Genomic DNA, 24,699 nt, shown 5'->3' with positions numbered 1-24,699 from the left:
ATCAAACTGTGGGAGCTGGCTTGCCTGCGATAGCGGTGTATCAGTCAATGTTGCTGTGACTGATAGGCCCCCATCGCAGGCAAGCCAGCTCCCACATTGGTTTTTGCGTCAGGCGAACGAGCGGATGTGCGTCGCCAACGCTGCCAGCTCCCCATCATCGGCCCGCACAAAATCGTGGGATGAGATGTAACCCTCATACGCCGCAAAAAACTTGTCCACTTTGGAGCTGATGGGCTTGAACGCGCTGTCCTGCCCCGTGCCATGCATGGGAAACAGCTTCGCGTGCAGATGGTCCACGCCGTAGCCTTCGAGCATCATCCCGGTGCGCGCGACGTCGGGAAACGCCCGATCAATCAGCAGTGCGGTCTTCTTGGTCGCCACAATCAGCGCGGACAACACCGCATCCGTCTGCGCGAACGCGTAGCTGCCGTAATGCTGCTTGGGGATCACCACGCTGAAACCAGGCGTATTGGGGAAGATCGACAGGAACGCCATATGCTGGTCGTCTTCCCACAGAATGTGGGCCGGGGACGTCTTGCGGACAATGCTGCAGAAAATACACTCCATTCAAATCACCGTCTGTTTCATTGTGCGAGTCGAGCCTTCAAAGGTAAGGCAAAAATGTCGCGGCCCAGTTAAAGATTAATTAATCCATAAACAGCTTGGCGCATTGGAATGGGCCTGCTACGGTTTAGTGGATTTATTAATCCACTAAAAACAGGCACACCCATGACCGCTCATCTCGCACGTTTTACTGACAAAGTCGCCCTGGTAACCGGCGGCTCCCGTGGCATCGGCGAAGCCATCGTGCGGCGCCTGGCGGCTGAAGGCGCAGCCGTGGCCTTCACCTACGCCGCGTCGGCTGACAAGGCGCAAGCACTGGTCGGCCAGATCCAGAGCCAAGGCGGCACAGCCCTGGCCATTCAGGCGGACAGCGCCGATGTGGCGGCGATTGCCCGGGCCGTGACCACCACCGTTGCGCATTTCGGCGCGCTGAATATCCTGGTCAACAATGCCGGGATCTTGCAGCTCGGCAGCGTCGATGAGTTCAGCCTGGAAGACTTCGACCGCCTGTTCGCCGTGAATGTACGCGCGACATTCGCCGCCGCCAAAGCCGTGTCAGCAGTGATGCGCAATGGTGACAGGATCATCAGCGTCGGCAGTGTGGTAGCGCAGCGCTCAGCCTTTCCTGGCTCCAGCGTCTATAGCATGACGAAGGCGGCGATCGCCGGTATGATCCGCGGCCTGGCGATTGATTTTGCCCCGCGCGGCATTACCGTCAATAACGTCCAGCCCGGCCCCACCAGCACGGACATGAACCCGGCAGACGCGCCGCATGCCGACCTGATCAAAAGCCTGGTGCCCTTGGGCCGCACAGGCACCGCTGACGAAATCGCCGGCATGGTCGCCTACCTCGCGTCCGAAGAAGCTGCCTTCGTGACTGGCGCCAGCCTGAGCATCGACGGTGGCTACCTGGCCTGACCCTTCACTTTACAGAGGTACCCCATGGCAAGACCCCGAGCCTTCGACCGCGACCAGGTGCTGCAACACGCCATCCGCGTATTTTGCGACAAGGGTTTTGCCGCCGCCTCCACCGAAGAACTGATGCTGGCCATGGGGCTCAGCCGCCAGAGCATGTACAACACCTTTGGCGACAAACGCCAGTTGTACCTGCAGGCCATGGCCGAGTATCAGCGCACGGGCGTTGACGACCTGATCGAGCGCCTGGGCCAAGGCCCGACCCCGCTGCAAGGCCTGCACGACACCCTGAATTCCTTCGCCACCCGCGCGCTGCGCGATGGCACCGCCGGCTGTATGGGCGTCAATGCGATCTGCGAATTCGGCCAGGAGGATGAGCAAATCAATCAGCTCACGGCCCATAGCGCCGAGCGTTTGCGCCGCGCATTTGAGCAAACCCTGAAGCACGCCCAGGACCAGGAGGAATTGGCCGCTGACATTGACCTGTCGGGCGCCTGCGACTTTCTGATGGCTACCCTCAGCGGCATGAAAATCGCCGGCAAAGGCGGCGCAACGGTCGAGCAGTTGGCGAGCATCGCGGTGTTTGCCATTCGGGCACTCGGCGCGAAAGTCTAATTACAGGATCGGCGAGCCAAACCGGTTCAAGCGCGGCATCCAATGATCGAGTATCGCAGCTGACGCCAGCACATGATGCGCGTGCCCGATCAGCAAGCGGCGTGGCACAAAGCCGATGTAACGGGAGTCATCGCTGTTGTCGCGGTTGTCACCCAGCATGAAATAATTGTCGGCCGGCACAGTGACCGGGCCGAAATTTCGCAATGCCCGAACCGTGGGCATGAACTGAATGCTGCGCTGACGGTTACTCGCATGCTCGATCAGCTTGATACCCGGCACTGTCTGGCCTGGCACCAGCGGTTCGCTGATGTCCTGACCATCACTGTAGGTGGCGGGCGTGCCGTTGACCCACAGCACTTCATCTTTCATTTCCAGGGTATCGCCGGGTATGCCGACGATGCGTTTGATCAAGCGCATGCCGTCCTTGGGTGACGAGAAGGTCACCACATCACCGCGTTTTGGGTCATCCAGCTTGGCCAGGGATATATCCGTAAGCGGCAGCTTGAGGTCATACGCCACACGGTTGACCAGCACCACATCACCCTCCAGCAACGTCGGGCGCATCGACCCGGACGGGATGGGGTTCCAGTCGGCCAGCGAGGTGCGGAACACGCCGAAGCACAGCCAGAAAAGAATGACGTAACGGTAGCGGCTCAACCAACTTCGCATACAGCCTCGCACTAAAAAAGCGGCGCAGACAGCCGCCGGAAAACCCAGAGTAACATTTGGCAATACTCGCTTATTACACCGGAGGATTAAATTAACATTAGCGCTATGGGCAGCCGACTTGATCGTCCCCAAGCTCCGCGTGGGAATGCATCCCGTGACGCTCCGCGTCACCTTGCACAGGGCTTGAGGTGTGTGCCAAAAGCGGGACGCAGAGCGTCCAGGGCGGCGCTCCCACGCAGAGCGTGGGAACGAGCCATAAATCCAACAACAGCGGGCATCCAAAGCGGGCACGGTAAAATGAGGGAGCGGGCTTGCTCGCGAAGATCCACCGCATTCGCGAGCAAGCCCGGCTCCCACATTGATCGTCCCCACGCTCTGCGTGGGAATGCATCCCGTGACGCTCCGCGTCACCTTGCACAGGGCTTGAGGTGAGTGCCAAAAGCGGGACGCAGAGCGTCCAGGGCGGCATTCCCACGCGGAGCGTGGGAACGAGCCTTGCGTGCACAATAAAAAACGCCCCGAACCAGTCGGGGCGTTTTTTATTCAGGGTTTACCGATCAAGCCTGATCAGCCAACCGCCACGTCGTCCCGCCCTTTCCGTCTTCCAGCACCACACCCATCGCGGTCAGTTGGTCGCGGATACGGTCGGACTCCGCCCAGTCTTTGCCTGCACGTGCAGCCAGGCGCGCTTGAATCAACGCGTCTACTTCAGCGGCATCCACACGCCCTTCGGCGCCGGCTTGCAGGAAGTCGTCGGCTTCCATCTGCAGCACACCGAGCACGCTGGCCAGCTCTTTCAGGCGTGCAGCAAGACCAGCGGCGGCATCAAGATCACTCTCGCGCAGACGGTTGATCTCACGCACCATCTCGAACAGCACCGCGCAGGCTTCCGGCGTGCCGAAGTCGTCGTTCATGACTTCGGTAAAGCGTGCCACGAACGCTTCGCCGCCGGCCGGCGCCACGGCCGGCAGGCCTTTCAACGCGTGGTAGAAACGTTCCAGGGCGCCCTTGGCGTCCTTGAGGTTGTCTTCCGAGTAGTTGATGGCGCTGCGGTAGTGGCTCGACACCAGCAGGTAACGCACCACTTCCGGGTGGTACTTTTCCAGCACATCGCGGATGGTGAAGAAGTTGTTCAAGGACTTGGACATCTTCTCGCCATTGATGCGGATCATGCCGCAATGCATCCAGGCGTTGGCGTAGGTCTTGCCGGTGGCGGCTTCGCTTTGGGCGATTTCGTTTTCGTGGTGCGGGAACTCAAGGTCGCTGCCGCCGCCATGAATGTCGAAGGTCTCGCCCAGGCAGCAGGTGGACATCACCGAGCATTCGATGTGCCAGCCCGGACGCCCGGCGCCCCATGGTGACTCCCAGCTCGGCTCGCCGGGCTTGGTGCCTTTCCACAGCACAAAATCCAGTGGATCCTGCTTGGCTTCGTCGACTTCGATACGTGCGCCGATGCGCAGGTCTTCGATTTTCTTGCGCGACAGCTTGCCGTAGCCCATGAACTTGGCGACGCGGTAGTACACGTCGCCATTGCCTGGGGCGTAGGCGTAACCCTTGTCGATCAGGGTCTGGATCATGCTCAGCATGCCCGGAATGTGATCCGTGGCGCGCGGCTCCATGTCCGGTTTGAGGATGTTCAGACGCGCTTCATCCTCGTGCATCGCGTTGATCATGCGCTCGGTCAGCACATCGAACGGTTCGCCGTTCTCGCGCGCCCGATTGATGATCTTGTCTTCGATGTCAGTAATGTTGCGCACATAGGTCAAGTCATAGCCGCTGAAACGCAACCAGCGGGTCACCAGGTCGAAGGCAACCATGCTGCGGCCGTGGCCGATGTGGCAGTAGTCGTACACGGTCATGCCGCACACGTACATGCGCACCTTGTTGCCATCCAGCGGCTTGAAGACTTCTTTGGTCTTGCTGAGTGTGTTGTAGATCGTTAGCACGACATTTCCCTTAAGACAGAATCACTGGCCCCACGAATCACGCAAGGTCACGGTACGGTTGAATACCGGTGCACCAGGTTTCGAGTCCTTGATATCCGCGCAGAAGTAACCTTCGCGCTCGAACTGGAAACGGTCTTCCGGCTGTGCGTCGCCAAGCGATGGCTCGGCACGACAACCCGTGAGAACTTGCAGGGAGTCAGGGTTGATGTTGTCCAGGAAGCTGGCGCTGTCTTCAGACTTCTCAGGGTTCGGCGAACGGAACAGACGATCGTACAGGCGCACTTCGCACTCGATGCTGGCAGCAGCCGGCACCCAGTGCACTACACCTTTGACCTTGCGGCCTTCAGGGTTCTTGCCCAGGGTTTCCGGGTCGTAGGAGCAACGCAGTTCGACGATGTTGCCATCGGCGTCCTTGATCGCTTCATCGGCACGGATCACGTAGCTGCCGCGCAGGCGCACTTCGCCGTTGGGCTCCAGGCGCTTGTAGCCTTTTGGCGGCTCTTCCATGAAGTCGTCACGGTCGATGTAGATTTCACGCGCGAACGGCAGCTTGCGCACGCCGAGTTCTTCTTTTTGCGGGTGACGCGGCAGTTCGAGGTTATCGACCTTGTCTTCCGGGTAGTTGGTGATCACGACTTTCAACGGGCGCAACACGCACATGGCGCGCGGCGCGTTGGCGTCCAGGTCCTGACGGATGCTGAACTCGAGCATGCCGTAATCGACCACACCGTCGGAGCGGTTGGTGCCGACCATGTCGCAGAAGCTGCGGATCGACGCCGGGGTGTAGCCGCGACGACGGAAGCCCGACAGGGTGGACATGCGCGGGTCATCCCAGCCATGCACGTGCTTTTCGTCTACCAGTTGCTTGAGCTTGCGCTTGCTGGTGATGGTGTAGTTCAGGTTCAGGCGGCTGAATTCGTACTGACGCGGGTGCGCCGGAACCGGCAGGCTGTCGAGGAACCATTCGTACAGCGGGCGATGGCTTTCGAACTCCAGGGTGCAGATGGAGTGGGTGATGCCTTCGATGGCGTCCGACTGACCGTGGGTGAAGTCGTAGTTCGGGTAGATGCACCACTTGTCACCGGTCTGGTGGTGATGGGCGTGGCGGATGCGGTACATGATCGGGTCGCGCAGGTTCATGTTCGGCGAGGCCATGTCGATCTTGGCACGCAGCACACGGGCGCCGTCGGGGAACTCACCGGCGCGCATGCGGTTGAACCAGTCGAGGTTATCTTCAACCGAACGGTCGCGGAACGGGCTGTTCTTGCCCGGCTCGGTCAGCGTTCCACGGTATTCCTTGGCCTGCTCCGGGGTCAGGTCGTCGACGTAGGCCTTGCCGGCCTTGATCAGCTCAACGGCCCAGTCGAACAACTGGTCGAAATACTTGGACGCATAGCGCACTTCACCGGACCATTCGAAGCCCAGCCACTTGATGTCGCTTTCGATGGCGTCGATGTATTCCTGGTCTTCCTTGGCCGGGTTGGTGTCGTCGAAACGCAGGTGCGTGACGCCACCGAACTCCTGCGCCAGGCCGAAGTTCACACAGATCGACTTGGCGTGACCGATGTGCAGGTAGCCGTTGGGCTCTGGCGGGAAGCGGGTGACGATCTGCGTGTGCTTGCCCGAATCCAGGTCCGCCTGGATGATCGGGCGCAGGAAATTGACCGGGACGGCAGGTCCGGCCTTGGAATTCGAGGTAGGGTCGACAGTGGGCTTGCTCATAGGATCCTTGAACAGACAGGTTCGTGGCCGGTTGGGGCCAGATAAAACAAAGGCGATATCATAGCCGATGCTGTCAAGTACCTGACAGAGCAGCACCGAAAACTGCTGCATTTAATGCACCGGCGGTAAAAAACCACCTCGAAATTCCTGCAGGGCACGCTAAACTGCGCGCCTTGGCACATATTTGGCCAAACCGGTAGCGGCGCCTTGGCGTCCAAACCCACGAATTCCCTGAAAAGAGTAGTGAACATGACTAAAGTCAAACTGACCACCAACCACGGTGACATCGTCATCGAGCTGAACGCCGAGAAAGCGCCGATCACCGTCGCCAACTTCATCGAGTACGTAAACGCCGGCCACTACGAAAACACCGTTTTTCACCGTGTCATCGGCAACTTCATGGTCCAGGGCGGCGGTTTCGAGCCAGGCATGAAAGAAAAGAAAGACAAGCGTCCAAGCATCCAGAACGAAGCGGATAACGGCCTTTCCAACGACAAGTACACCGTCGCCATGGCCCGTACCATGGAGCCGCATTCGGCCTCCGCGCAGTTCTTCATCAACGTCGCCGACAACGCCTTCCTCAACCACAGCGGCAAGAACGTGCAGGGCTGGGGCTACGCGGTATTCGGTAAAGTCACCGAAGGCCAGGACGTCGTTGACAAGATCAAAGGCGTTTCCACCACCTCCAAGGCCGGTCACCAGGACGTTCCAGCCGAAGACGTAATCGTCGAGAAAGCCGAGATCGTTGGGTGATATTGCTGATTTCAGATTTGCATCTGGAAGAGGAGCGCCCGGACATCACCCGGGCGTTTCTGGATCTGCTCCACGGCCGCGCCCGTGGCGCCCAGGCGTTGTACATTCTGGGGGACTTTTTTGAAGCCTGGCTTGGCGACGATGGGATGACACCCTTCCAACGTTCGATTTGCGCAGCATTGCGCGAGCTGAGCGACAGCGGCACCCCGATTTTTATCATGCATGGCAACCGCGATTTCCTGATCGGCAAGGCGTTCTGCAAAGCAGCAGGCGCTACCTTGCTCAAGGACCCGAGTGTCGTGCAGTTTTACGGCGAACCCGTGCTGTTGATGCACGGCGACAGCCTCTGCACCCGCGACGTCGGCTACATGAAGCTGCGGCGCATCCTGCGTAACCCGATTGTGCTGTTTATCCTGCGGCACTTGCCGTTGCGCACCCGCCACAAGCTGGCGCGCAAGCTGCGCAGCGAAAGCCGTGCGCAAACGCGCATGAAGGCCAACGATATTGTCGATGTGACGCCCGAGGAAGTGCCACGGGTGATGCAACAGTTCGGCGTGCGCACCCTGGTCCACGGCCATACGCACCGCCCCGCCATTCATAAACTGCAGATTGGTGACCAGGCGGCCAAGCGTATTGTGCTGGGGGATTGGGACAAGCAGGGTTGGGCGTTGCAGGTGGATGAACAAGGGTTTGCGCTGGCGGCGTTTGACTTTGTGAACCCACAGTTGGCGCTGCCTGGCGCATAACCCTGAGACACAGAACGCTGACTTGTGTGGGGTTTGACTTGTGTGGGGTTTGACTTGTGTGGGGTTTGACTTGTGTGGGGTTTGACTTGTGTGGGGTTTGACTTGTGTGGGAGCTGGCTTGCCTGCGATGCAGGCACCTCGGTACATCAGGCATACCCAGGTGATGCTATCGCAGGCAAGCCAGCTCCCACATTGACTGAGTCCAGTCGGTCAGTGCCCCGAAGCCTCCGGCCCGGCCTTCGCGCCAAACGGCGGTTTGGCCAGCCACACCAGCAACATCAAGCCCATGAACATCCACCCCAGCAACGTGAAGTAATCCACGGTGGACATCATGTACGCCTGGCTGGTGAGGATCTGGTCCAGCTGCGCATAGGCCTTGTGCCCTGCCCCGCCGAGCGCCTGCAAGGCATCGCGGGTGGCCGAGTCATAGGTGGTCATGTTCTCGCTCATGTACGCATGGTGCTGGTCCGCGCGGCGAATCCAGATCCAGGTGGTCAGCGACGCCGCGAAGCTGCCGCCCAGGGTCCGCAGGAAGGTCGCCAGACCCGCGCCGTCGGCGATTTGCGCCGGCGGCAAGTCGGACATCAAAATGCTCAAGGTCGGCATAAAGAACAGCGCCACGCCGATCCCCATGAACAACTGCACCAAAGCGATGTGGGTGAAATCCACCTCGTTGGTAAAGCCTGCGCGCATAAAGCAGCTCAAGCCAATCGCCAGGAACGCCAGGCCCGCCAGCAGGCGCAGGTCGAACTTGTGCGCATACTTGCCCACGAAGGGCGACATCAGCACCGGCAATATACCGATCGGCGCGACCGCCAGGCCCGCCCAGGTGGCGGTGTAACCCATCTGGGTTTGCAGCCATTGCGGCAGGATCAGGTTGATCCCGAAGAAGCCCGCGTAACCCAAAATCAACACGATGGTGCCGATGCGGAAATTGCGGTAGGCGAACAGCCGCAGGTTGACCACCGGGTGTTTGTCGGTGAGCTCCCAGATGATGAACACCGCCAGGGCTACCACCGAAATCGCCGCGCCAATGATGATGAAGTTGGATTCGAACCAGTCCAGGTCATTGCCCTTGTCGAGGATGATCTGCAAGGCACCGACACCGACGATCAGGCTCAGCAAGCCGACGTAATCCATCGGCTGGTAACTGGTGACCACCGGGCGTTTCTTCAATTGCGAACGCACCACCATCACCGCAAAGATGCCGATGGGTACGTTGATAAAGAAGATCCACGGCCAGCTGTAGCTGTCGGTGATCCAGCCGCCGAGGATCGGCCCGGCAATTGGCGCAACCACCGTGACCATCGCCAGTAACGCCAGGGCCATGCCGCGCCTGGCCGGTGGGTAAACTGCGATCAGTAACGTCTGGGTCATCGGGTACAACGGCCCGGCGACCAGGCCTTGCAGCACCCGAAAGCCAATCAGCTCAGGCATCGAGGTGGAGATACCGCAGAGGAACGACGCCAGCACAAACAGGATGGTCGCCCACAAAAACAGCTTCACCTCGCCAAAGCGGCGGCTCAGCCAGCCGGTGAGCGGCAAGGCAATGGCGTTGCTCACCGCAAACGAGGTGATCACCCAGGTGCCCTGCTCCGAACTCACGCCCAGGTTGCCGGAAATGGTCGGCAACGCCACGTTGGCGATGGTGGTGTCGAGCACCTGCATAAAAGTCGCCAGCGACAGGCCAATAGTGGCCATCAGCAAGCTTGGCGGCGTAAAGGACGCGGGGGCGTTAGCGCTCATCAGCGTTGCACAGCCTTGGGTGCGGCGAGGCTGTTGTCATGGATCAATTGGCTGATCATGGCATCGGCTTCGGCCAGTTGGCGGTCATACACGTTGGTGGTGAACGAGGCCTTTTGCGGTGCCTGTTGTGCCAGCACCGGGCCGCTTTGGTCGTGCAGGTTGACGTTGACCACGGTGCTCAAGCCCACCCGCAGCGGGTTCTTGGCCAGCTCGTCGGCGTTGATATGGATGCGTACCGGCACCCGTTGCACGATCTTGATCCAGTTACCGGTGGCGTTCTGCGCAGGTAGCAGGGCAAACGCGCTGCCGGTGCCGGCGCCGAGGCTGTCGACGGTGCCGGTATATTTCACGTCGCTGCCGTAGATATCCGCTTCGATGTCCACCGGCTGGCCGATGCGCATATCACGCAGCTGGGTTTCCTTGAAGTTGGCGTCGATCCACAGCTGGTCCAGCGGGATCACCGCCATCAACGCGGTGCCAGGCTGTACGCGCTGGCCCAGTTGCACGGTGCGCTTGGCCACGTAGCCGGTGACCGGTGCGATCAAGGTGCTGCGCGCGTTGGTCAGGTAGGCCTGACGTAACTGAGCGGCGGCGGCTTGCACGTCCGGGTGGGACGAAATCACCGTGTCATCCACCAAGGCATTGGTGGTTTTCAGTTGCTGCTCAAGGTTGGTCAGGGCGTTCCTGGCGGCGGTCAGGCTGTCACGGGCGTGAGACAGTTCTTCCTGGGAGATCGCACCGCCCTGGGCCAACGTCTTGCGGCGGTTGAAGTTGTCCTGGGCGGTTTGCACGTCAGCTTTCTGTGCGTTGACCTGGGCTTTCATGCCGTCGACATTGCTGTACAAACCACGCACCTGGCGCACGGTGCGGGCCAGGTTGGCCTGGGCACTTTGCAGGCCGACGGCGGCGTCATTCGGGTCGAAGTTGATCAGTACCTGGCCTTCGTGCACCAGGTCGCCGTCGTCAGCGCCGATGCTGACCACAGTGCCGGTGACCAACGGGGTAATTTCCACCACGTTGCCGTTCACATAGGCGTCGTCGGTGCTTTCATTGAAGCGCCCGTAGAACTCATACCAGCCCCACACGCCGACCACGCCAAGAATGACGATCAGCGCCAGGCCGATCAGCATGACTTTGCGTTTGCGCGGGTTGTTATCGGGTTTTTCAGTTGCGTTGCTGTTTTCGGCAGTGGCCATGACAAATACCTCAAATTATTCCGTACGGGTGGCGGGGCTGGTCGTGGTCGCGGCCACGTTATCGGCGTTGAATCCGCCACCCAGGGCTTGCATCAATTGAATCGACAGGTCGATCTGCGCCGCATTCAGGGTCGCCAGCTGACGCTGGGCCTGCAGCAATTGCTGCTCGATGCTGAGCACATCCAGGTAGTTACCGATGCCGGAGCTGTAACGCTGCACGCCGGTGTCGTAAGACTGCTGGGCAATGTCCGCGGCGTGTTGCTGCGCCTGGATCTGCCGGCCGGTTTCACGCAGTTGCATCAGGGTGTCGCCGATATCGCCCAAGGCTTGCACCAGGGTTTTGTTGTACTGGGCCACAGCTAGGTCGTAGTCGGCGTCGCGGGCATCGAGGTCGGCACGCAAACGGCCGCCATCGAAGATCGGCAACGAAATCGTCGGCGCAATGCTGAAGAACCGGCTGGCCGAGCCAAACATCGCATCACCGAGCAACGACTCGGCCCCGGCGCTCGCGCTGAGATTGAGGTTGGGGTAGAAGCGGGTTTTGCTCGCGGCCACGTTTTTGCTCGCGGCCTCGACGCGCCAGCGTGCGGCGATCAGGTCCGGGCGGCGGCCCAGCAATTCGGCGGGCAAGACTGAAGGCACGGCAACGGCGCTGGGTTTCAGCACATTCGGGCGGCTCAGCTCGCCGCCACGGTCCGGGCCTTTGCCGAGCAACACCGCCAGGGCGATCTTGGCGCTTTGCAGTTGTTTTTCGGCGTCGATCAATTGCGACTGGGAGCTGGCTTCCAGGCTTTCGGTCTGCTGGTACTGGTACTCGCTGTCGATACCGGAGCTGAGGCGACGTTTGCTCAGATCGAGCATCTGGCGGGTGCGTTTGAGGTCGTCATTGGCCAGGTCACGCACGATATGCGCCTGGCCCAAATCGCTGTAAGCCTTGGCCACGTTGGCAGCCAGGGTCAGGCGTGCGGCTTGTTGGTCGACTTCGGCGGCACGCGCCTGGCCCAACGCGGCTTCCCAGGCGGCGCGCTGGCCACCCCAGAGGTCGAAGTTGTAGTTGAAGCTGGCGCCGATGTTGCGCACGGTGGCATAGGCGTCGCCCTGCCCGCGCGGGTCCTGGTCCTTGGCCAGGCGCGAACGGCTCACACCGGCGCTGGCATCCAGGGTGGGCATGCGTTCGGCGTCGGCAGCATAGGCCGCGGCTTCGGCCTGGTGGGCACGGGCGCTGGCGACTTGCATGTCGGGGCTGTTTTGCAGGGCTTCATGGATCAGGCCATTGAGCTGAGGATCGCCGAGGCTTTTCCACCAGTCGGCGGTCGGCCAGGCGGCCGTGGACAGGGTCACGCCGCTCAAGGATTTGCCGGTTTGCAACGTGTTGGCGTCGAGACGTTGGCCCTGTGTGTCGAGGCCGCTGAAGTTGGCACAACCGGCCATACTCATCGCCACCAGCACCAGGCTGAGTGCACGCGTTTTCATTGATTACCTACCCGCTGGATGACGATGGCGTCACCGGCAGCTACCAGAATTTTCTTGAGGATTCTTTCCAGGGTTTCCAGCTCACCAGGCTCCAGGGCCCCGGCCAGTTCATTCATCGACTGCGCGCCGATGTGCGGCAACATGTCGGCCAGGCGCTGGCCGTCTTCGGTGAGCACCAACTGCACCTGGCGCCGGTCCTGCTGGGAACGCTTGCGCGCCAGCAGGCCCTTTTGCTCCAGACGGTCGAGCATGCGGGTCATGGAGCCGCTGTCCAGGGACAGGTTGCGACACAGCTCCGCCGGGGTATCGACGTCGAATTGGGCAATGATGATCAACACCTTGAACTGCGCGGCGGTGACGCCGTGGGGTTCCATATGGGTGTCGATAATGCGGTCCTTGAGCAGCGCCGCCCGGCCCAGCAACAGGCCGAGGTGGCAGTTGCGAAAGCTGTCAGGGGTGTAGTGGGTCATCGAAAGTCACCTTATTACTGCCTAGGCAGTGAATGTATGACAAGATGTTACTGCTTAGGCAGCGAATGTCAAATGGAATTATTAGCTTGCTTGGTAGTTTGGCGACAGGTGGGCTTGAAACACCAACAACTGTGGGAGCTGGCTTGCCTGCGATGGCATCAACTGGGTGTGCCTGATGTACCGAGGTGTCTGCATCGCAGGCAAGCCAGCTCCCACAGAAAAGCAGCTCTTCAGTGTATGCAAATCCGCTTTAGCTTTTGATTCAACCACTCAGGTCGGCTGTCAGGCCGCCGTGCTGTAGATCTTGATCTTGATTTTGATCTGAGGCGCCCCGTYAACCACGATGGCCGAACGCAGGCTTGAATCCGTGGGTAACCCGGCAGGACGCCGGGTTAGCCGCGCTGGGCCAAGGATGGCCCATCGCGGCGGCCCACGGATTCAAGCCTTCGTTCTGGCATGCCGAGCCTAGGCGAGGCACCGAGTGGTGGGGCGAAGACCTTTTGGTTACTTTTGGCTGGGCCGGCATTCCGGGCGTTTGCCAAAAGTGACCCGCCGTCAGGGCGGAACCCTAAGTAGCCGTTACCGCAGCAACGGATATGTACACCAAAAGACCGCCATCGCAGGCAAGCCAGCTCCCACACGTCTTACCTCATACAACCCCTAGAAATCCCGCTTGTAGAAGATATCCAACGAACTGGCCACCCCACTCGCCACTTCCAGATACACCTTCTTGCTCAGCAGATACCGCAGAGCAATGGTATTAGCCGGCTCAAACACCCCAACCCCATAACGCAGACTGAGTTTCTCGGTAATTTTGCCGCTGGCCACCACTGCGGTCTTGTTCCCGGAGCCCTGGGTATCCAGGTCGAAATCCTGAATCCCCAGCTTGTTGGCAATATCCGAAGTCACCCCCGCACTGCCCATCAAACCCAGGCCCAGGGCAGCCTCAGCCAGCATATTGTTGTCTTCACCCGTGTTGTTGCGCGAACGCCCCAGCACCAGATACGACAACGCATCTTCCTGAGGCATCGACGGCTCGGAGAAGATCTGCGTCGTCGGCTGCTCGGCGCTGCCGCTCAAGCGAATACCGGCAGTCACAGTCCTTGAGTCCTCAACGACCACCCGTGTCGCTTCGATATCCAGGAACGGCTGATCCAGGGGCCCTGCAAACAACAGCCGCGCACGCCGCACATTGAGGCGCTGCCCGTAGGCACGGTAACGCCCGTCGTTGAGCCATAGCTCGCCACGGGTGTCCATGTTGTCGCCAATATGCACATGCCCCTGAACCTTGGCAGTCAAGCCAAAGCCGGCAAAGTTAAGCTGGTCTTCACCCACCTCGACGTCGATGTCCATGGCCATCGCCATCGGCGGGTTGCCCTCCTCGGTCTGGCTGCCGACGATCACCGTGTCATCCGAGACCTTGACCGTCGACGGCGGCAGTTCGCGCACGGTGATATCGCCGCGCGGGATGTGCACCTTGCCGGCAATCGCCAACTTGTCGTCCTTGAGGCTGATCTTAAGGTCCGGCGCCACTTCCAGCTTGGCATAGGGCTCAACCGTGACCGGCAATTTCGAGCCCTGCAGGCTCAGGTCCACCGCCAGGGCCTGGCCCCAGCCGACATGGCCCTTGAGGCTGCCCTGCCCGTCTTTGCCGCTGCGCCAGCCACCGTTGAGCTGCACGCTTTCACCGGCGATCAGCGCCTGCACGTTCAAGCCCTCGAGGCTCATCGGCAGCTCGGGCCCGGAAACTTCACCGTCGACCAGATTCACAGTGCCGTTGACCTGCGGCGCCAACAGCCCGCCCGAGATGCGGCCGTTGCCGTTGAGCTTGCCATTGAGGGTTTCCACCATTGGTACAAAGGGTCGTGCCACGGCGAGGTCCAGGCCGGTGAGGCTGAACGTGCCGGTGATCGGCTTGTCCTTGGGCAACGGGTTGATCTGCGCCTGCAACAGCAACTCGCCGAGCTTGCCACCGCGAAAATTAAGCTGCGTGTCGATGCGCTTGGGGTTGAGGGTGGTTTCCAGCTTCAAGGTGTCGTAGGGGAAATCCACCCATTGATTTTTGTCCTTCACGCGCAGGGTGCCGCCGCTGGCATCCACCGCGACCACGCCTTTAGGGCCACTGCTGGGCAGGTCGAGTTGCACATCGGCGTTGAGCTTGCCCTGCCAGGCGAAATCCTTGGGCAAGAAGGCCGCCAGGCTGTCGATTGGGAACTGCTTGAGGTGGTAGCGCAGCTTGGGCTCGGGCATCAGGCGCTGGTCTTCACCGCACAGGCTGGAACCGCCAGACACCCAGCAATGCGCGGCAAAGGTCAGCTTGCCGTCGGCCAGGCGTTCGATTTTCGCCGGCGCTTGCAGCTTCCAATCCTGGCCGCCGGCCTGCACATCACCACTGGCCAGGCGCCCACGCCAGTTACCCTTGTCGAGGTTGCCATCCAGGGCCAGGGCGAGTTTGACCAGCGGCCCGGCCAGATCGAGTTGCACCTTCTGGCTCTTGATGTCGCCCTGGGCGCTGGCGGTCAGGGTGCCGACCTGGGTTTCACCGGCTTGAATGCCGCTGCCCTTGAGGTCGATCTTCGCGCGCTGGGCGTTGTCGAGGGCCGCATCGAGGGTGAGGCTTTGCAGTTTATTATCCGCAAACGCCAGTTGCTGGCCTTTGAGGTCGAGCTTGCCTTGCGGCGCCTTCAGCGTACCGGCTACATCCATGCGGCCGTTGATTTGCCCGCGCAACTGCGGCCACAGTTGAGCCAGGCGCGCCAGTTTGATGTCAATCTGCCCGGCCAAGCGTTGCTGCAAACTGCCACTGCCATTGATGCGGTTGTCGCCCAGGCGGATATCCAGGTTGGCCAGGGTCCACTGCTCGCCCGCGCCTTCGGCCTTGGCCGCCAGCACGGCGGTCTGGCCGCGCAAATGGCCCTTGAGGTCGAGGTCGGCATTGAGTTTAAGCTGCTCGTTTTTGAACTCGCCTTTGCTGCGCAACGGCCCGGCCAAGGTGCCCGGCAACTCAGCAACCCAGTACGCAGGGTTCAACGCCGACAAGTCCAGCGCAGTGTCCCAGGCGATGCCGTCGGCAAATTGCAGGTTCAGGTGGCCTTCGGCCTTGCCTTGCCCGGCGGTCAGTTTCAGCTCGGGCAGGAAGACTTGCTTGAGGTCGCCGCTGAATGGCGTGACCAGATTGAATTTACCCGCTGGGCCGTCTAGGTCAGCGTTGAGATTGCCGAGGTAGTTGCCGTCTTTATAGGAAACTTCACCGTTGAACGTACGCAAGGCGACCTGCGGCTCGTCGATTAACGGATAAAGACGATGCCAGGGGAAATCCAGCCAGTTGATCTTGGCGTCGGCGCTAAAACCTTGTTGCCAGTCCAGATTGGCGCTGAGCTTGAGGCTTTGCTTGTCGTCGCCATACAGGTCCAGTTTTGAAATCTGCGCACCCTTGGTATCAACGCGCCCCAACAGCAGCAACGTCACCGGTTTTTTTTCGGCGGGCAGTGATGCGTTGCCCGATAGCGCAAACCCGTTTTTAAGGTCGCCCTTGGCCATGAGCACCAGCTCATTGAATTGCAGGGTATCGGGCAAGTCAGCAGCCGGTTTGAACGCATCGGACTTGATCAGCACTTGCCCCGACAGGTTTTCTGCCAGCGGTTGCAGCTCAGCGAAAATTTTCCCAGGCAGGTAGCCGCTGCTGTCGGCATCAAGCTTGAGGGTCTTGAGCAGGTCGCCGTCAACCTTGAGCGCAATCTGCCACGGCGCGCCGCCCGGAGCGTACGGCAGGCTCAGGTTGCCCGTGAGATTCAGCGGCCAGTCGCCAGTCGGTTGCAGCAGGCCGTTGAGGTCCAGCACCAGGTCATCGCGTTGCAGGTGCACCGAATCAATCTGCAGACCGGCGGCCGTCCAGTGCGCCGCCAACTGCAGGCCCTTGAGTTCCTCACTGCCGTTAAACAGCAGGCTGCCGACGCGAACGTCGCCCAACTGGATGGCAACCGGCAACTTGAGATCCGGCAATGTGATCGGGCCACTGCTCGGTTCATTGCTCGGCGGGAATTGCAGGCTGACCTGCTCCACGTCCAGCTGGTTGATGCACAGGGTCATGCGCAACAGGCAGCCCGGTGACCAATCAAGCTTCGGTGCATTAAGTTCTACCCGACTCGCGTCCTGCTGCCATAACAGATGGTCGGCGCTCCATTGGCCGCCCAGGCGCCCCTGGAAATTCTCCACGCTCAACCCCGGTACCTGGGCCAACGCCCACCGGCTGCCTGCTTGAGTACCGAGTACCATCCACAGCGCCAACAGCACCAGCGCAAGGACCGCCACAAGGGCCAGCCCTGCTATTTTCAAACCACGCATCACAGCTCAGGCCCCATGGAAAAGTGCAAACGAATGCCGCCCGGATCTTCGAGGGCATGGGCCAGGTCAAGGCGAATCGGCCCCACAGGCGACACCCAGCGCACACCCACGCCCACGCCGGTTTTCAGGCTGGGCATTTCCAGGGTGTTGAAGGAGTTGCCTTGGTCGATAAAGGTCGCGATGCGCCATTTTTCGGCGATGGAATATTGATATTCGGCGCTCAGGGCCACCATATAGCGCCCGCCGATGCGGTCACCGCGATCGTTCTCGGGTGACAGCGTCTGGTACTCGTAACCGCGCACGCTCTGGTCACCACCGGCAAAGAAGCGCAGCGACGGCGGCACCGACTTGTAGCCATTGGTGGCACTGCCGCCGAACTGCGCACGGCCGAGGAAACGGTGGTTGTCCCACAAGGTGGTCAGGCCCTTGATGGTGGCCGTGCCGTACAGCAAGTTGGTGTCGGAGCCGAGCCCTTCCTTGGCGACCTTGGCGTCGAACATCAGGCGATAGCCATTGTGCGGGTCGATGCGGTTATCGCTGCGCAGGTAGGAATAGTTGATGCCCGGCATCACCAGGTTGCTCAAGCCCGAGTCATTGCCCAGGCGGTATTCTTCACGCTGGTACTTGAGCGAGATGACCCGCGTCCAGCCGCTGGGCAACTTGCTGTGCCATTCAGGCCCGAGGGTGAGCAATTTACTCAAGGTGTCGGTGTTGGCGATTTCTTCGTTCTGGTAACCGCCGGCGAAGCGCAGCTTGTCGGTCAGCGGCGGGTCGAGCGGGATGTCGTACCACAGACCGACGTTCTGGCGTGGCGCCGACAGTTCGGCCTCCCAGCCATAGCTGTGGCCCTGCGGGTTGACCCAATGGCGGGTCCAGTTGGCTTTACCGCGCGGGCCGACGTCGGTCGAGTAACCGAGGCCCAGGCCCATGGTGCGTGGCTTGCGGGTATCGAGCTGCACCGCCACCGGGATCACATCGTTGGTGGAGGCGGTTGGGCTGGCGTCCACGCGCACGCCTTCGAAGAAGCCGCTCGATTGCAGGTTTTGATTGAGTTCGGCGATCAATTCGGAGTCATACGGCGTACCGCTTTTGAACGGCACCATGCGTTGCAGCAGGTCTTCATCGAATGGCGTGTCACCGGTAAAACCGACCTTGCCCAGGGTGTAGCGCGGGCCGCTGTCGTAGATGAGTTCGATATCGGCGACACCGGCTTGCGGGTCCACCAGCAGCTTCTGGCTGCTGAAACGCCCATTGAAAAAGCCGTAGCGTGACGCCTGGTTCTGGATCAGACGCTTGGCGTCTTCGTAGTTGCCGTGGTTGAGCACGGCGCCGGATTTGAGGTCGTCGCTGGCGGGCACGCGAAATGCCTTGAGGCTCGCGGCCTGGCCGTCGACCCGAATGGTCACGTTGCGCAAATGCACCGGCTCGCCGGGGTCGACCGTGAGGGTCAGGCGCGGGTTCTTGCCGCCCTTCACCTCACTGGAGATCTGCGGCTGATAAAAGCCCAGCGCCTGGGCCGCCTTGCGGGCCTGCTCCTCGGCGCCACGGCTGAACCGCAGCAAGGCTTCTTCATCACGATCGCCAACCCCGCCGATATAGCCTTCGATGTTGGCTTTCAACGCGTCGTTTGATGGCTGGATGCGCACGTCCAATTCGCTTTGCGCAAATACGCCGCAGCTTGTGAACAGCAGAACCAAGCCGCTGGTAAATCTTCCTGGGAGCTTCATAGGCGCGGATGCTACACAGCTGGGGAGACTCTTTGAACCCGGAATTGTCTGAATAATTCTGTCCTAAGCCGTTGCAGCATGTAACGCCTGAGGATTGGGATGAAAAAACACATGTTCCAGGACAGGTCCTACCGCCACTTCGCCGATTTCCTCATAGCCTTGGCGCTTGTAGAAATCCAGATAACGCGAGTTGCCGGTATCGAGCACCACACCGGATGAGTGCGGGTCTTCGGCACACCAGTTGTGCACGGCCTGCAACAGTTGTTCACCGTAATGTTTGCCCTGGAATTGCGGGTGAATACCCAGCAGCGGCAACACATGCACCGACTCGTTCGGCAGGCACGCCAGCACCGCGTAATGGTAATCCAGGTAACGCCGGGTGCCGCGTACGCCGGTGCTCAGCCACATACGCAACTGCCAGGCCCAGCTCTCGGTGATGCCCAGGCGCCGCTGCGGTGGTGCGATCAGGGCGATGCCGATCAGCCGGTCGTTGACGAACAGGCCAATGGCAGGCAGCTTCTGGAAAAAATGCTGCTTGACCAGCTCACGCACGGTGGCACGCACGCGCTGTTCGTACCCCGAGCGCTCGGCTTCGAAGATGTAGGCAAAGGTCGGTTCATGCCGATAGGCCTGGTACAACAAGGAACGGGCCTCGCGGGAATAGCCGCTGTTGAGCAGGCGAATTTCGGCAATGGCAGTGGCAGTGGCAGTGTCCGGCATACAGTCAATCTCCCTGGGCGCCACTCAAACGATGGCGTTCTTATGGGTACGAACCTGTGCAGCACCAGTCGTTCCCAGACATTAGCAGCGCATACGTCGTACCGCCACGCTGGCCCCCGCCGGACTTGTCGGCTAGCATCGGCCTTTTGCCAGACTGGACTGCCGACCATGAAAATCGTCTCCTTCAATATCAACGGGCTACGCGCCCGCCCCCATCAGCTGGCGGCGCTGATTGAAAAGCATCAACCCGACGTGATCGGCCTGCAGGAAACCAAGGTGCACGATGACCAGTTTCCGCTGGCCGAAGTGCAGGCCCTTGGCTATCACGTGTATTACCACGGGCAAAAAGGCCATTACGGCGTAGCCTTGCTGTCGCGCAAGCCGGCGTTGAGCCTGCACAAAGGGTTTGCCAGCGACGAAGAAGACGCCCAGCGTCGCTTTATCTGGGGCACTTTCGCCGACGAGCATGGCCAGTCGATCATCGTGATGAACGGCTACTTCCCCCAGGGCGAAAGCCGCGACCACCCGACCAAGTTCCCGGCCAAACAACGCTTCTATGAAGATTTGCAGCAACTGCTGGAAAGCCAGTTCAGCAATGACCAGCCGCTGGTGGTGATGGGGGACATCAATATTTCCCCGGAAGATATCGACATCGGCATCGGCGCCGACAATGCCAAGCGCTGGCTCAAAACCGGCAAGTGCAGCTTCCTGCCGGAAGAGCGCGAGTGGATGGCCCGCCTGAAAAACTGGGGCCTGGTCGACAGCTTCCGCCACTTGAACCCGGACGTGGCCGACCGTTTCAGCTGGTTCGACTACCGCAGCCGTGGGTTTGAAGATGAGCCCAAGCGTGGGCTGCGCATTGACGTGATCCTGGCGTCCAACGGCCTGGTGCCGCGCGTCAAGGATGCCGGCGTGGATTACGATTTGCGTGGGCTGGAAAAACCGTCGGACCATGCGCCGATCTGGCTTGAGTTGAGCTGATTTCAAGGTTTGTGCAGTTCAATGTGTGAGCTGGCTTGCCAGCTCCCACATTTTGACTTGCTGTGGGTCAGTCATATTTATGCAACCTGCCTGACTTAATCTGGCGGCACTCCCTTTGGCTTAAGAAGGTGCCGGCATGATGCTGCGCGTTCTGTTCCTGTTGATGCTGCCGCTCTACGCTGTCGCCGCTGCCCTCCCCGTTCCCGACCAAGGCCCCGCCCTGCGCATCCAGGGTTCCAATACCATTGGTGCGGCGCTCGGCCCCGCGTTGGTCAAGGGCATGCTGGAGCACCAGGGCGTGCAGGCGGTGCACAGCGAGCCCGGCGATGGCGCCAATGAACAACGAGTGATCGGCAAGACGCGTCAGGGCAAAACCGTCACGGTCGAAGTCGCGGCCCACGGCTCCAGCACAGGTTTCAGCGCATTGAAAAAATCCAACGCGGACCTTGCGGCCTCATCACGTCCGATCAAGGACAGCGAGCTGGTGGACCTTGAACCCCTGGGCGACCTGAAAAGCCCGGAAGCCGAACAGGTAATCGCCATCGACGGCCTGGCGATTATCCTCAACCCGCAAAACCCGCTGAATACCTTGAACACCGAGCAGCTGGCGCAGATTTTCAACGGTGAAGTCAGCCACTGGGAGGATGTCGGCGGCGTCGGCGGCGCCATTCATCTGTATGCCCGGGATGATCAGTCCGGCACCTATGACACCTTTAAAGAACTGGTACTGAACCGGCGCGGTCAACCGCTGGCCGCGACGGCAACGCGTTTCGAGTCCAGCGAGGCGTTGTCCGATGCGGTGAGCCAAGACCCACAAGGCATTGGTTTTATCGGCCTGCCGTATGTGCGCCAGGCCAAGGCGCTGGCGATTGTCGACGGTGACTCACAGCCGATGTTGCCAGTGACCAGCCTGATCGCCACCGAGGATTACCCGCTGTCACGCCGCTTGTATTTTTACCTGCCGCCGTCGAACCGCAACCCGTGGGCCAAAGCCCTGGTGGACTTTACCCAAAGTGGCAAAGGCCAGGCGATTGTGGCCGCCAACGGTTTTATCGCCCAGCAGGTGCAGGCGATTGCCGTGAAACCAAAAACGTCGATGCCCGAGGACTATCAAGCCATCGTGCGTGACGCCCAGCGCTTGAGTGTGAATTTTCGTTTCGAGGAAGGCAGCGCCAGCCTGGACAACAAGGCGCGCCAGGATTTGCAGCGGGTGGTGGCGTATCTGAAAAGCCACGGCAAGCTCGACAAGCAGGTGACGCTGGTGGGGTTTGGCGATGCCAAGAATGACCCGCAGCGGGCGGCGCTGTTGTCGAAGTTGCGGGCGATGGCGGTGCGCCGGGAGTTGGTCAAGAACGGCGTGGTGCTGCGGGATATTCGCGGCTTTGGCGCGCAGATGCCGGTGGCGGCGAATACGGCGGATGAGGGGCGGATCAAGAATCGGCGGGTGGAGGTTTGGGTGTACTGACCCCTCGGGTTTTGTGCTGTAAACACCGGCCTCATCGTGGGCAAGCCCGGCTCCCACCTTTGGAATGCATTCCAGTGTGGGAGCTGGCTTGCCTGCGATGCAGGCACCTCGGTGTTACTGCCCGCTGCGCATCAACTCTTTAGGCACATACTTGCCGATCTCAAACTTGCCAATCGCCGCGCGGTGCACTTCATCGGGGCCGTCGGCCAGGCGCAGGGTGCGTTGCATGGCGTACATGTAGGCCAGCGGGAAGTCGTTGGAAACCCCCGCGCCACCATGGATCTGGATCGCACGGTCGATCACCTTCAAGGCCACGTTCGGCGCCACGACCTTGATCTGCGCGATTTCGCTTTTCGCGACTTTGTTACCCACGGTGTCCATCATGTACGCCGCTTTCAGGGTCAGCAGGCGCGCCATGTCGATTTCCATGCGTGAGTCGGCGATCTTGTCGATATTGCCGCCCAGGCGCGCCAATGGCTTGCCGAACGCGGTGCGGCTGACGGAGCGTTTGCACATCAGTTCCAGCGCGCGCTCAGCCATGCCGACGGAGCGCATGCAGTGGTGGATGCGGCCTGGGCCAAGGCGGCCCTGGGCGATTTCGAAGCCACGTCCTTCACCCAAGAGTACGTTTTCATACGGCACGCGCACGTTGTCGAACAGCACTTCGGCGTGGCCGTGGGGAGCGTCGTCGTAGCCGAACACCGGCAGTGGGCGTACGATTTTTACCCCTGGGGTGTCTACCGGCACCAGGATCATCGAGTGCTGCTGGTGGCGCGGTGCATCCGGGTTGCTCAGGCCCATGAAGATCAGGATCTTGCAGCGCGGGTCGCAGGCACCGGAGGTCCACCACTTCTTGCCATTGATCACCCATTCATCACCTTGACGCTCGGCCCGGGCGGCCATGTTGGTGGCGTCGGATGAGGCCACGTCCGGTTCGGTCATGGCGAACGCCGAGCGGATCTCGCCGCGCAACAGTGGTTCGAGCCAGCGTTGCTTCTGTTCTTCGTTGGCGTAGCGCACCAGCACTTCCATGTTGCCGGTGTCAGGGGCGGAGCAGTTGAACGGCTCCGGGCCCAACAGCGAGCGGCCCATGATTTCGGCCAGTGGCGCATATTCGAGGTTGGTCAGGCCGGCACCCAGCTCGGATTCGGGCAGGAACAGGTTCCAAAGGCCTTCGGCTTTGGCCCGGACTTTCAGCTCTTCCATGATCGCGGTGGGCTGCCAGCGGTCGCCTTCGCTGACCTGGCGTTCGAACACCGGCTCGGCCGGGTAAACGTAAGCGTCCATGAACGCGGTGACGCGTTCACGCAGTTCCTGAACCTTGGGCGAATAGGCGAAATCCATGAGCAGCTCCCTTCTCTGAGAGGTTGTTTAGGTCATGCAATCGATGCTAGAACAGCGCTGATAATTTACCTAGCCTATTCTCGGCGTGTATTAACATTCATCACCGATATATGATCGGCGCATGAACACCTGATAAATCGCCACCTGAAAATAAGAGCGCAACGACATGAATCTGAGCAAGGTCGACCTCAACCTGTTTATCGTCTTCGACGCGATCTACACCGAAGCCAACCTGACCCGCGCCGGGCAGATCGTCGGCATCACCCAGCCGGCGGTGTCCAACGCCCTGGCCCGCCTGCGCGAGACCTTCAACGACCCGCTGTTCGTGCGCACCGCCCAGGGCATGGTGCCCACGCCCATGGCGCAGAACATCATCGGCCCGGTGCGCAACGCGTTGTCGTTGCTGCGGGTGTCGGTGCAGGAAAGCCGGATTTTCAACCCTCAGCAGGCGGCCAAGACCTATCGCATCAGCATGACCGACCTCACCGAAGCGGTGATTCTGCCGCTGCTGTTCCAGCGCCTGCGCCGCCTGGCGCCGACCGTGGTGATCGAGAGTTTCTTGTCCAAGCGCCGCGAAACCACCAAGGAACTGGCCGCCGGGCGCCTGGACTTTGCCGTCGACGCACCGCTCAACACCGACCCGCAAGTGCGCCACGTCAAGCTGATGGAAGACCGCTACGTGTGCGCGATGCGCAAGGGCCATCCGATGGCGGGCAAGGACAAGTTCACACTGGATGACTACCTGTCGCTGACCCACATCCATATCTCCAGCCGTCGCAACGGCCTGGGCCACGTTGACCTGGCACTGGGCAAGATGGGCATCCAGCGCAAGATCGCCCTGCGTTCCCAGCATTACCTGATGGCCTCGCAAGTGTTGCAGCAGACCGACATGGTGATGACCGTGCCCGAGCGCTTTGCCCGACGCCATGAGCTGCATTGGTTCAACCTGCCGGTCAACGACGTGCCGCCGGTGGAAACCCACCTGTACTGGCACGAAAGCACCGACCAGGACCCGGCGAACCGCTGGATGCGCGAGCAGATGATCGAGCTGTGCCAGCAAGTCACCGCGCATGAAAAGAAGCTGGATGGCAAGCAAGCTTGAGCTCTAGTGAGCAGGCTTGTTGTGGTGAGCAGGCCTGTTGTGGTGAGCAGGTTGGTTGTAGTGAGCAGGCCTGTTGTGGCGAGCAGGCTTGCCCTGCGTTGGGCTGCGCAGCGGCCCCAAAATCAGGCACCGCGTTTCTGCCTGGAAAAATGAGTTGTCTTGACTGGGGCTGCTTCGCAGCCCAACGCAGGGCAAGCCTGC

At 60.7% G+C, this 24,699-nt stretch carries 19 protein-coding genes; 7 read left to right on the top strand and 12 right to left on the bottom strand.

Features of this window, described 5'->3' with window-relative positions; translation table 11 throughout:
- Positions 1-108: 108 nt before the first annotated feature.
- On the bottom strand, positions 109-567 hold the full coding sequence (locus tag ASE80_RS08385) for an HIT family protein (protein WP_056858501.1): 459 nt from the start codon (positions 565-567) through the stop codon (positions 109-111).
- 162 nt (positions 568-729) lie between these two features.
- On the opposite strand from ASE80_RS08385, the gene ASE80_RS08380 reads away from it, so the two are divergent.
- Both ASE80_RS08380 and ASE80_RS08375 read left to right on the top strand, forming a co-directional pair.
- Entirely contained in the window at positions 730-1,482 is a 753-nt protein-coding gene (locus tag ASE80_RS08380; RefSeq protein WP_056858500.1) for a 3-oxoacyl-ACP reductase family protein, read from the top strand.
- 24 nt (positions 1,483-1,506) lie between these two features.
- Positions 1,507-2,094, top strand: a complete 588-nt coding sequence (locus ASE80_RS08375; RefSeq protein WP_056858499.1) for a TetR/AcrR family transcriptional regulator — start codon at positions 1,507-1,509, stop codon at positions 2,092-2,094.
- On the opposite strand, the gene lepB is transcribed toward ASE80_RS08375, so the two are convergent.
- The 3 genes from lepB to ASE80_RS08360 form a co-directional block, all read right to left on the bottom strand.
- Positions 2,095-2,763, bottom strand: coding sequence for a signal peptidase I (lepB, locus tag ASE80_RS08370; RefSeq protein WP_056858498.1), 669 nt, complete (start codon positions 2,761-2,763; stop codon positions 2,095-2,097). It lies immediately after the preceding gene.
- 557 nt (positions 2,764-3,320) lie between these two features.
- Complete coding sequence (gene cysS / locus ASE80_RS08365) at positions 3,321-4,709, bottom strand: cysteine--tRNA ligase (protein ID WP_056858497.1); 1,389 nt, start codon at positions 4,707-4,709, stop codon at positions 3,321-3,323.
- Positions 4,710-4,730: 21 nt separating this feature from the next.
- A complete protein-coding gene (locus tag ASE80_RS08360; protein WP_056858545.1) occupies positions 4,731-6,431 on the bottom strand; it encodes a glutamine--tRNA ligase/YqeY domain fusion protein in 1,701 nt (566 codons plus the stop codon).
- A 249-nt stretch (positions 6,432-6,680) separates the two neighbouring features.
- On the opposite strand from ASE80_RS08360, the gene ASE80_RS08355 reads away from it, so the two are divergent.
- Both ASE80_RS08355 and lpxH read left to right on the top strand, forming a co-directional pair.
- On the top strand, positions 6,681-7,184 hold the full coding sequence (locus ASE80_RS08355; protein WP_056858496.1) for a peptidylprolyl isomerase: 504 nt from the start codon (positions 6,681-6,683) through the stop codon (positions 7,182-7,184).
- Entirely contained in the window at positions 7,181-7,930 is a 750-nt protein-coding gene (gene lpxH / locus ASE80_RS08350) for a UDP-2,3-diacylglucosamine diphosphatase (protein WP_056858495.1), read from the top strand. The genes ASE80_RS08355 and lpxH overlap by 4 nt, the downstream gene beginning before the upstream one ends.
- Positions 7,931-8,140: 210 nt before the next feature.
- Here the strand turns inward: lpxH and ASE80_RS08345 are convergent, their stop codons facing one another.
- From ASE80_RS08345 to ASE80_RS08315, 7 genes are all read right to left on the bottom strand, one after another.
- A complete protein-coding gene (locus tag ASE80_RS08345) occupies positions 8,141-9,676 on the bottom strand; it encodes a DHA2 family efflux MFS transporter permease subunit (protein ID WP_056858494.1) in 1,536 nt (511 codons plus the stop codon).
- Positions 9,676-10,872 carry an efflux RND transporter periplasmic adaptor subunit gene (locus tag ASE80_RS08340; RefSeq protein WP_056858493.1) on the bottom strand — a complete coding sequence of 399 codons (1,197 nt, stop codon included), beginning with the start codon at positions 10,870-10,872 and terminating at the stop codon, positions 9,676-9,678. Before ASE80_RS08340 ends, ASE80_RS08345 begins: the two co-directional genes overlap by 1 nt.
- 15 nt (positions 10,873-10,887) lie before the next feature.
- Positions 10,888-12,345 (bottom strand): efflux transporter outer membrane subunit, encoded by a 1,458-nt coding sequence (locus ASE80_RS08335; protein WP_056858492.1) that lies wholly within the window; start codon positions 12,343-12,345, stop codon positions 10,888-10,890.
- On the bottom strand, positions 12,342-12,815 hold the full coding sequence (locus ASE80_RS08330; RefSeq protein WP_056858491.1) for a MarR family winged helix-turn-helix transcriptional regulator: 474 nt from the start codon (positions 12,813-12,815) through the stop codon (positions 12,342-12,344). Before ASE80_RS08330 ends, ASE80_RS08335 begins: the two co-directional genes overlap by 4 nt.
- Positions 12,816-13,475: 660 nt before the next feature.
- A complete protein-coding gene (locus tag ASE80_RS08325) occupies positions 13,476-17,159 on the bottom strand; it encodes a translocation/assembly module TamB domain-containing protein (RefSeq protein ID WP_177336510.1) in 3,684 nt (1,227 codons plus the stop codon).
- Positions 17,159-18,886, bottom strand: a complete 1,728-nt coding sequence (locus ASE80_RS08320) for an autotransporter assembly complex protein TamA (protein WP_056858489.1) — start codon at positions 18,884-18,886, stop codon at positions 17,159-17,161. Before ASE80_RS08320 ends, ASE80_RS08325 begins: the two co-directional genes overlap by 1 nt.
- 63 nt (positions 18,887-18,949) lie before the next feature.
- Positions 18,950-19,606 carry a GNAT family N-acetyltransferase gene (locus ASE80_RS08315; RefSeq protein ID WP_056858488.1) on the bottom strand — a complete coding sequence of 219 codons (657 nt, stop codon included), beginning with the start codon at positions 19,604-19,606 and terminating at the stop codon, positions 18,950-18,952.
- 168 nt (positions 19,607-19,774) lie between these two features.
- On the opposite strand from ASE80_RS08315, the gene xthA reads away from it, so the two are divergent.
- Together xthA and ASE80_RS08305 are read left to right on the top strand one after the other, a co-directional pair.
- On the top strand, positions 19,775-20,587 hold the full coding sequence (gene xthA / locus ASE80_RS08310) for an exodeoxyribonuclease III (RefSeq protein WP_056858487.1): 813 nt from the start codon (positions 19,775-19,777) through the stop codon (positions 20,585-20,587).
- 136 nt (positions 20,588-20,723) lie between these two features.
- A complete protein-coding gene (locus tag ASE80_RS08305; RefSeq protein WP_056858486.1) occupies positions 20,724-22,052 on the top strand; it encodes a substrate-binding domain-containing protein in 1,329 nt (442 codons plus the stop codon).
- A gap of 114 nt (positions 22,053-22,166) precedes the next feature.
- Here ASE80_RS08305 and ASE80_RS08300 read toward each other — a convergent pair whose 3' ends face one another.
- Complete coding sequence (locus tag ASE80_RS08300; protein ID WP_056858485.1) at positions 22,167-23,396, bottom strand: acyl-CoA dehydrogenase; 1,230 nt, start codon at positions 23,394-23,396, stop codon at positions 22,167-22,169.
- A gap of 166 nt (positions 23,397-23,562) precedes the next feature.
- Here ASE80_RS08300 and ASE80_RS08295 point away from each other — a divergent pair, with 166 nt between their 5' ends.
- Positions 23,563-24,498 carry a LysR family transcriptional regulator gene (locus tag ASE80_RS08295; RefSeq protein ID WP_017136514.1) on the top strand — a complete coding sequence of 312 codons (936 nt, stop codon included), beginning with the start codon at positions 23,563-23,565 and terminating at the stop codon, positions 24,496-24,498.
- Positions 24,499-24,699 lie beyond the last annotated feature (201 nt).

The sequence above is a fragment of the Pseudomonas sp. Leaf15 genome (assembly GCF_001421425.1).
Taxonomy (GTDB): Bacteria; Pseudomonadota; Gammaproteobacteria; order Pseudomonadales; family Pseudomonadaceae; genus Aquipseudomonas; species Aquipseudomonas salomonii.
This window is presented reverse-complemented; position numbering and strand designations above follow the sequence as displayed.

Bases quoted from the DNA above. Each gene is read 5' to 3' on its own strand.
- ASE80_RS08335 (WP_056858492.1), bottom strand. From the start codon at position 12,345: ATGAAAACGCGTGCACTCAGCCTGGTGCTGGTGGCGATGAGTATGGCC.
- ASE80_RS08305 (WP_056858486.1), top strand. From the start codon at position 20,724: ATGATGCTGCGCGTTCTGTTCCTGTTGATGCTGCCGCTCTACGCTGTC.
- ASE80_RS08340 (WP_056858493.1), bottom strand. From the start codon at position 10,872: ATGGCCACTGCCGAAAACAGCAACGCAACTGAAAAACCCGATAACAAC.
- ASE80_RS08295 (WP_017136514.1), top strand. From the start codon at position 23,563: ATGAATCTGAGCAAGGTCGACCTCAACCTGTTTATCGTCTTCGACGCG.
- lepB (WP_056858498.1), bottom strand. From the start codon at position 2,763: ATGCGAAGTTGGTTGAGCCGCTACCGTTACGTCATTCTTTTCTGGCTG.
- ASE80_RS08380 (WP_056858500.1), top strand. From the start codon at position 730: ATGACCGCTCATCTCGCACGTTTTACTGACAAAGTCGCCCTGGTAACC.
- ASE80_RS08300 (WP_056858485.1), bottom strand. From the start codon at position 23,396: ATGGATTTCGCCTATTCGCCCAAGGTTCAGGAACTGCGTGAACGCGTC.
- ASE80_RS08385 (WP_056858501.1), bottom strand. From the start codon at position 567: ATGGAGTGTATTTTCTGCAGCATTGTCCGCAAGACGTCCCCGGCCCAC.
- ASE80_RS08360 (WP_056858545.1), bottom strand. From the start codon at position 6,431: ATGAGCAAGCCCACTGTCGACCCTACCTCGAATTCCAAGGCCGGACCT.
- ASE80_RS08315 (WP_056858488.1), bottom strand. From the start codon at position 19,606: ATGCCGGACACTGCCACTGCCACTGCCATTGCCGAAATTCGCCTGCTC.
- ASE80_RS08330 (WP_056858491.1), bottom strand. From the start codon at position 12,815: ATGACCCACTACACCCCTGACAGCTTTCGCAACTGCCACCTCGGCCTG.
- ASE80_RS08375 (WP_056858499.1), top strand. From the start codon at position 1,507: ATGGCAAGACCCCGAGCCTTCGACCGCGACCAGGTGCTGCAACACGCC.
- ASE80_RS08345 (WP_056858494.1), bottom strand. From the start codon at position 9,676: ATGAGCGCTAACGCCCCCGCGTCCTTTACGCCGCCAAGCTTGCTGATG.
- ASE80_RS08355 (WP_056858496.1), top strand. From the start codon at position 6,681: ATGACTAAAGTCAAACTGACCACCAACCACGGTGACATCGTCATCGAG.
- ASE80_RS08320 (WP_056858489.1), bottom strand. From the start codon at position 18,886: ATGAAGCTCCCAGGAAGATTTACCAGCGGCTTGGTTCTGCTGTTCACA.
- ASE80_RS08325 (WP_177336510.1), bottom strand. From the start codon at position 17,159: ATGCGTGGTTTGAAAATAGCAGGGCTGGCCCTTGTGGCGGTCCTTGCG.
- xthA (WP_056858487.1), top strand. From the start codon at position 19,775: ATGAAAATCGTCTCCTTCAATATCAACGGGCTACGCGCCCGCCCCCAT.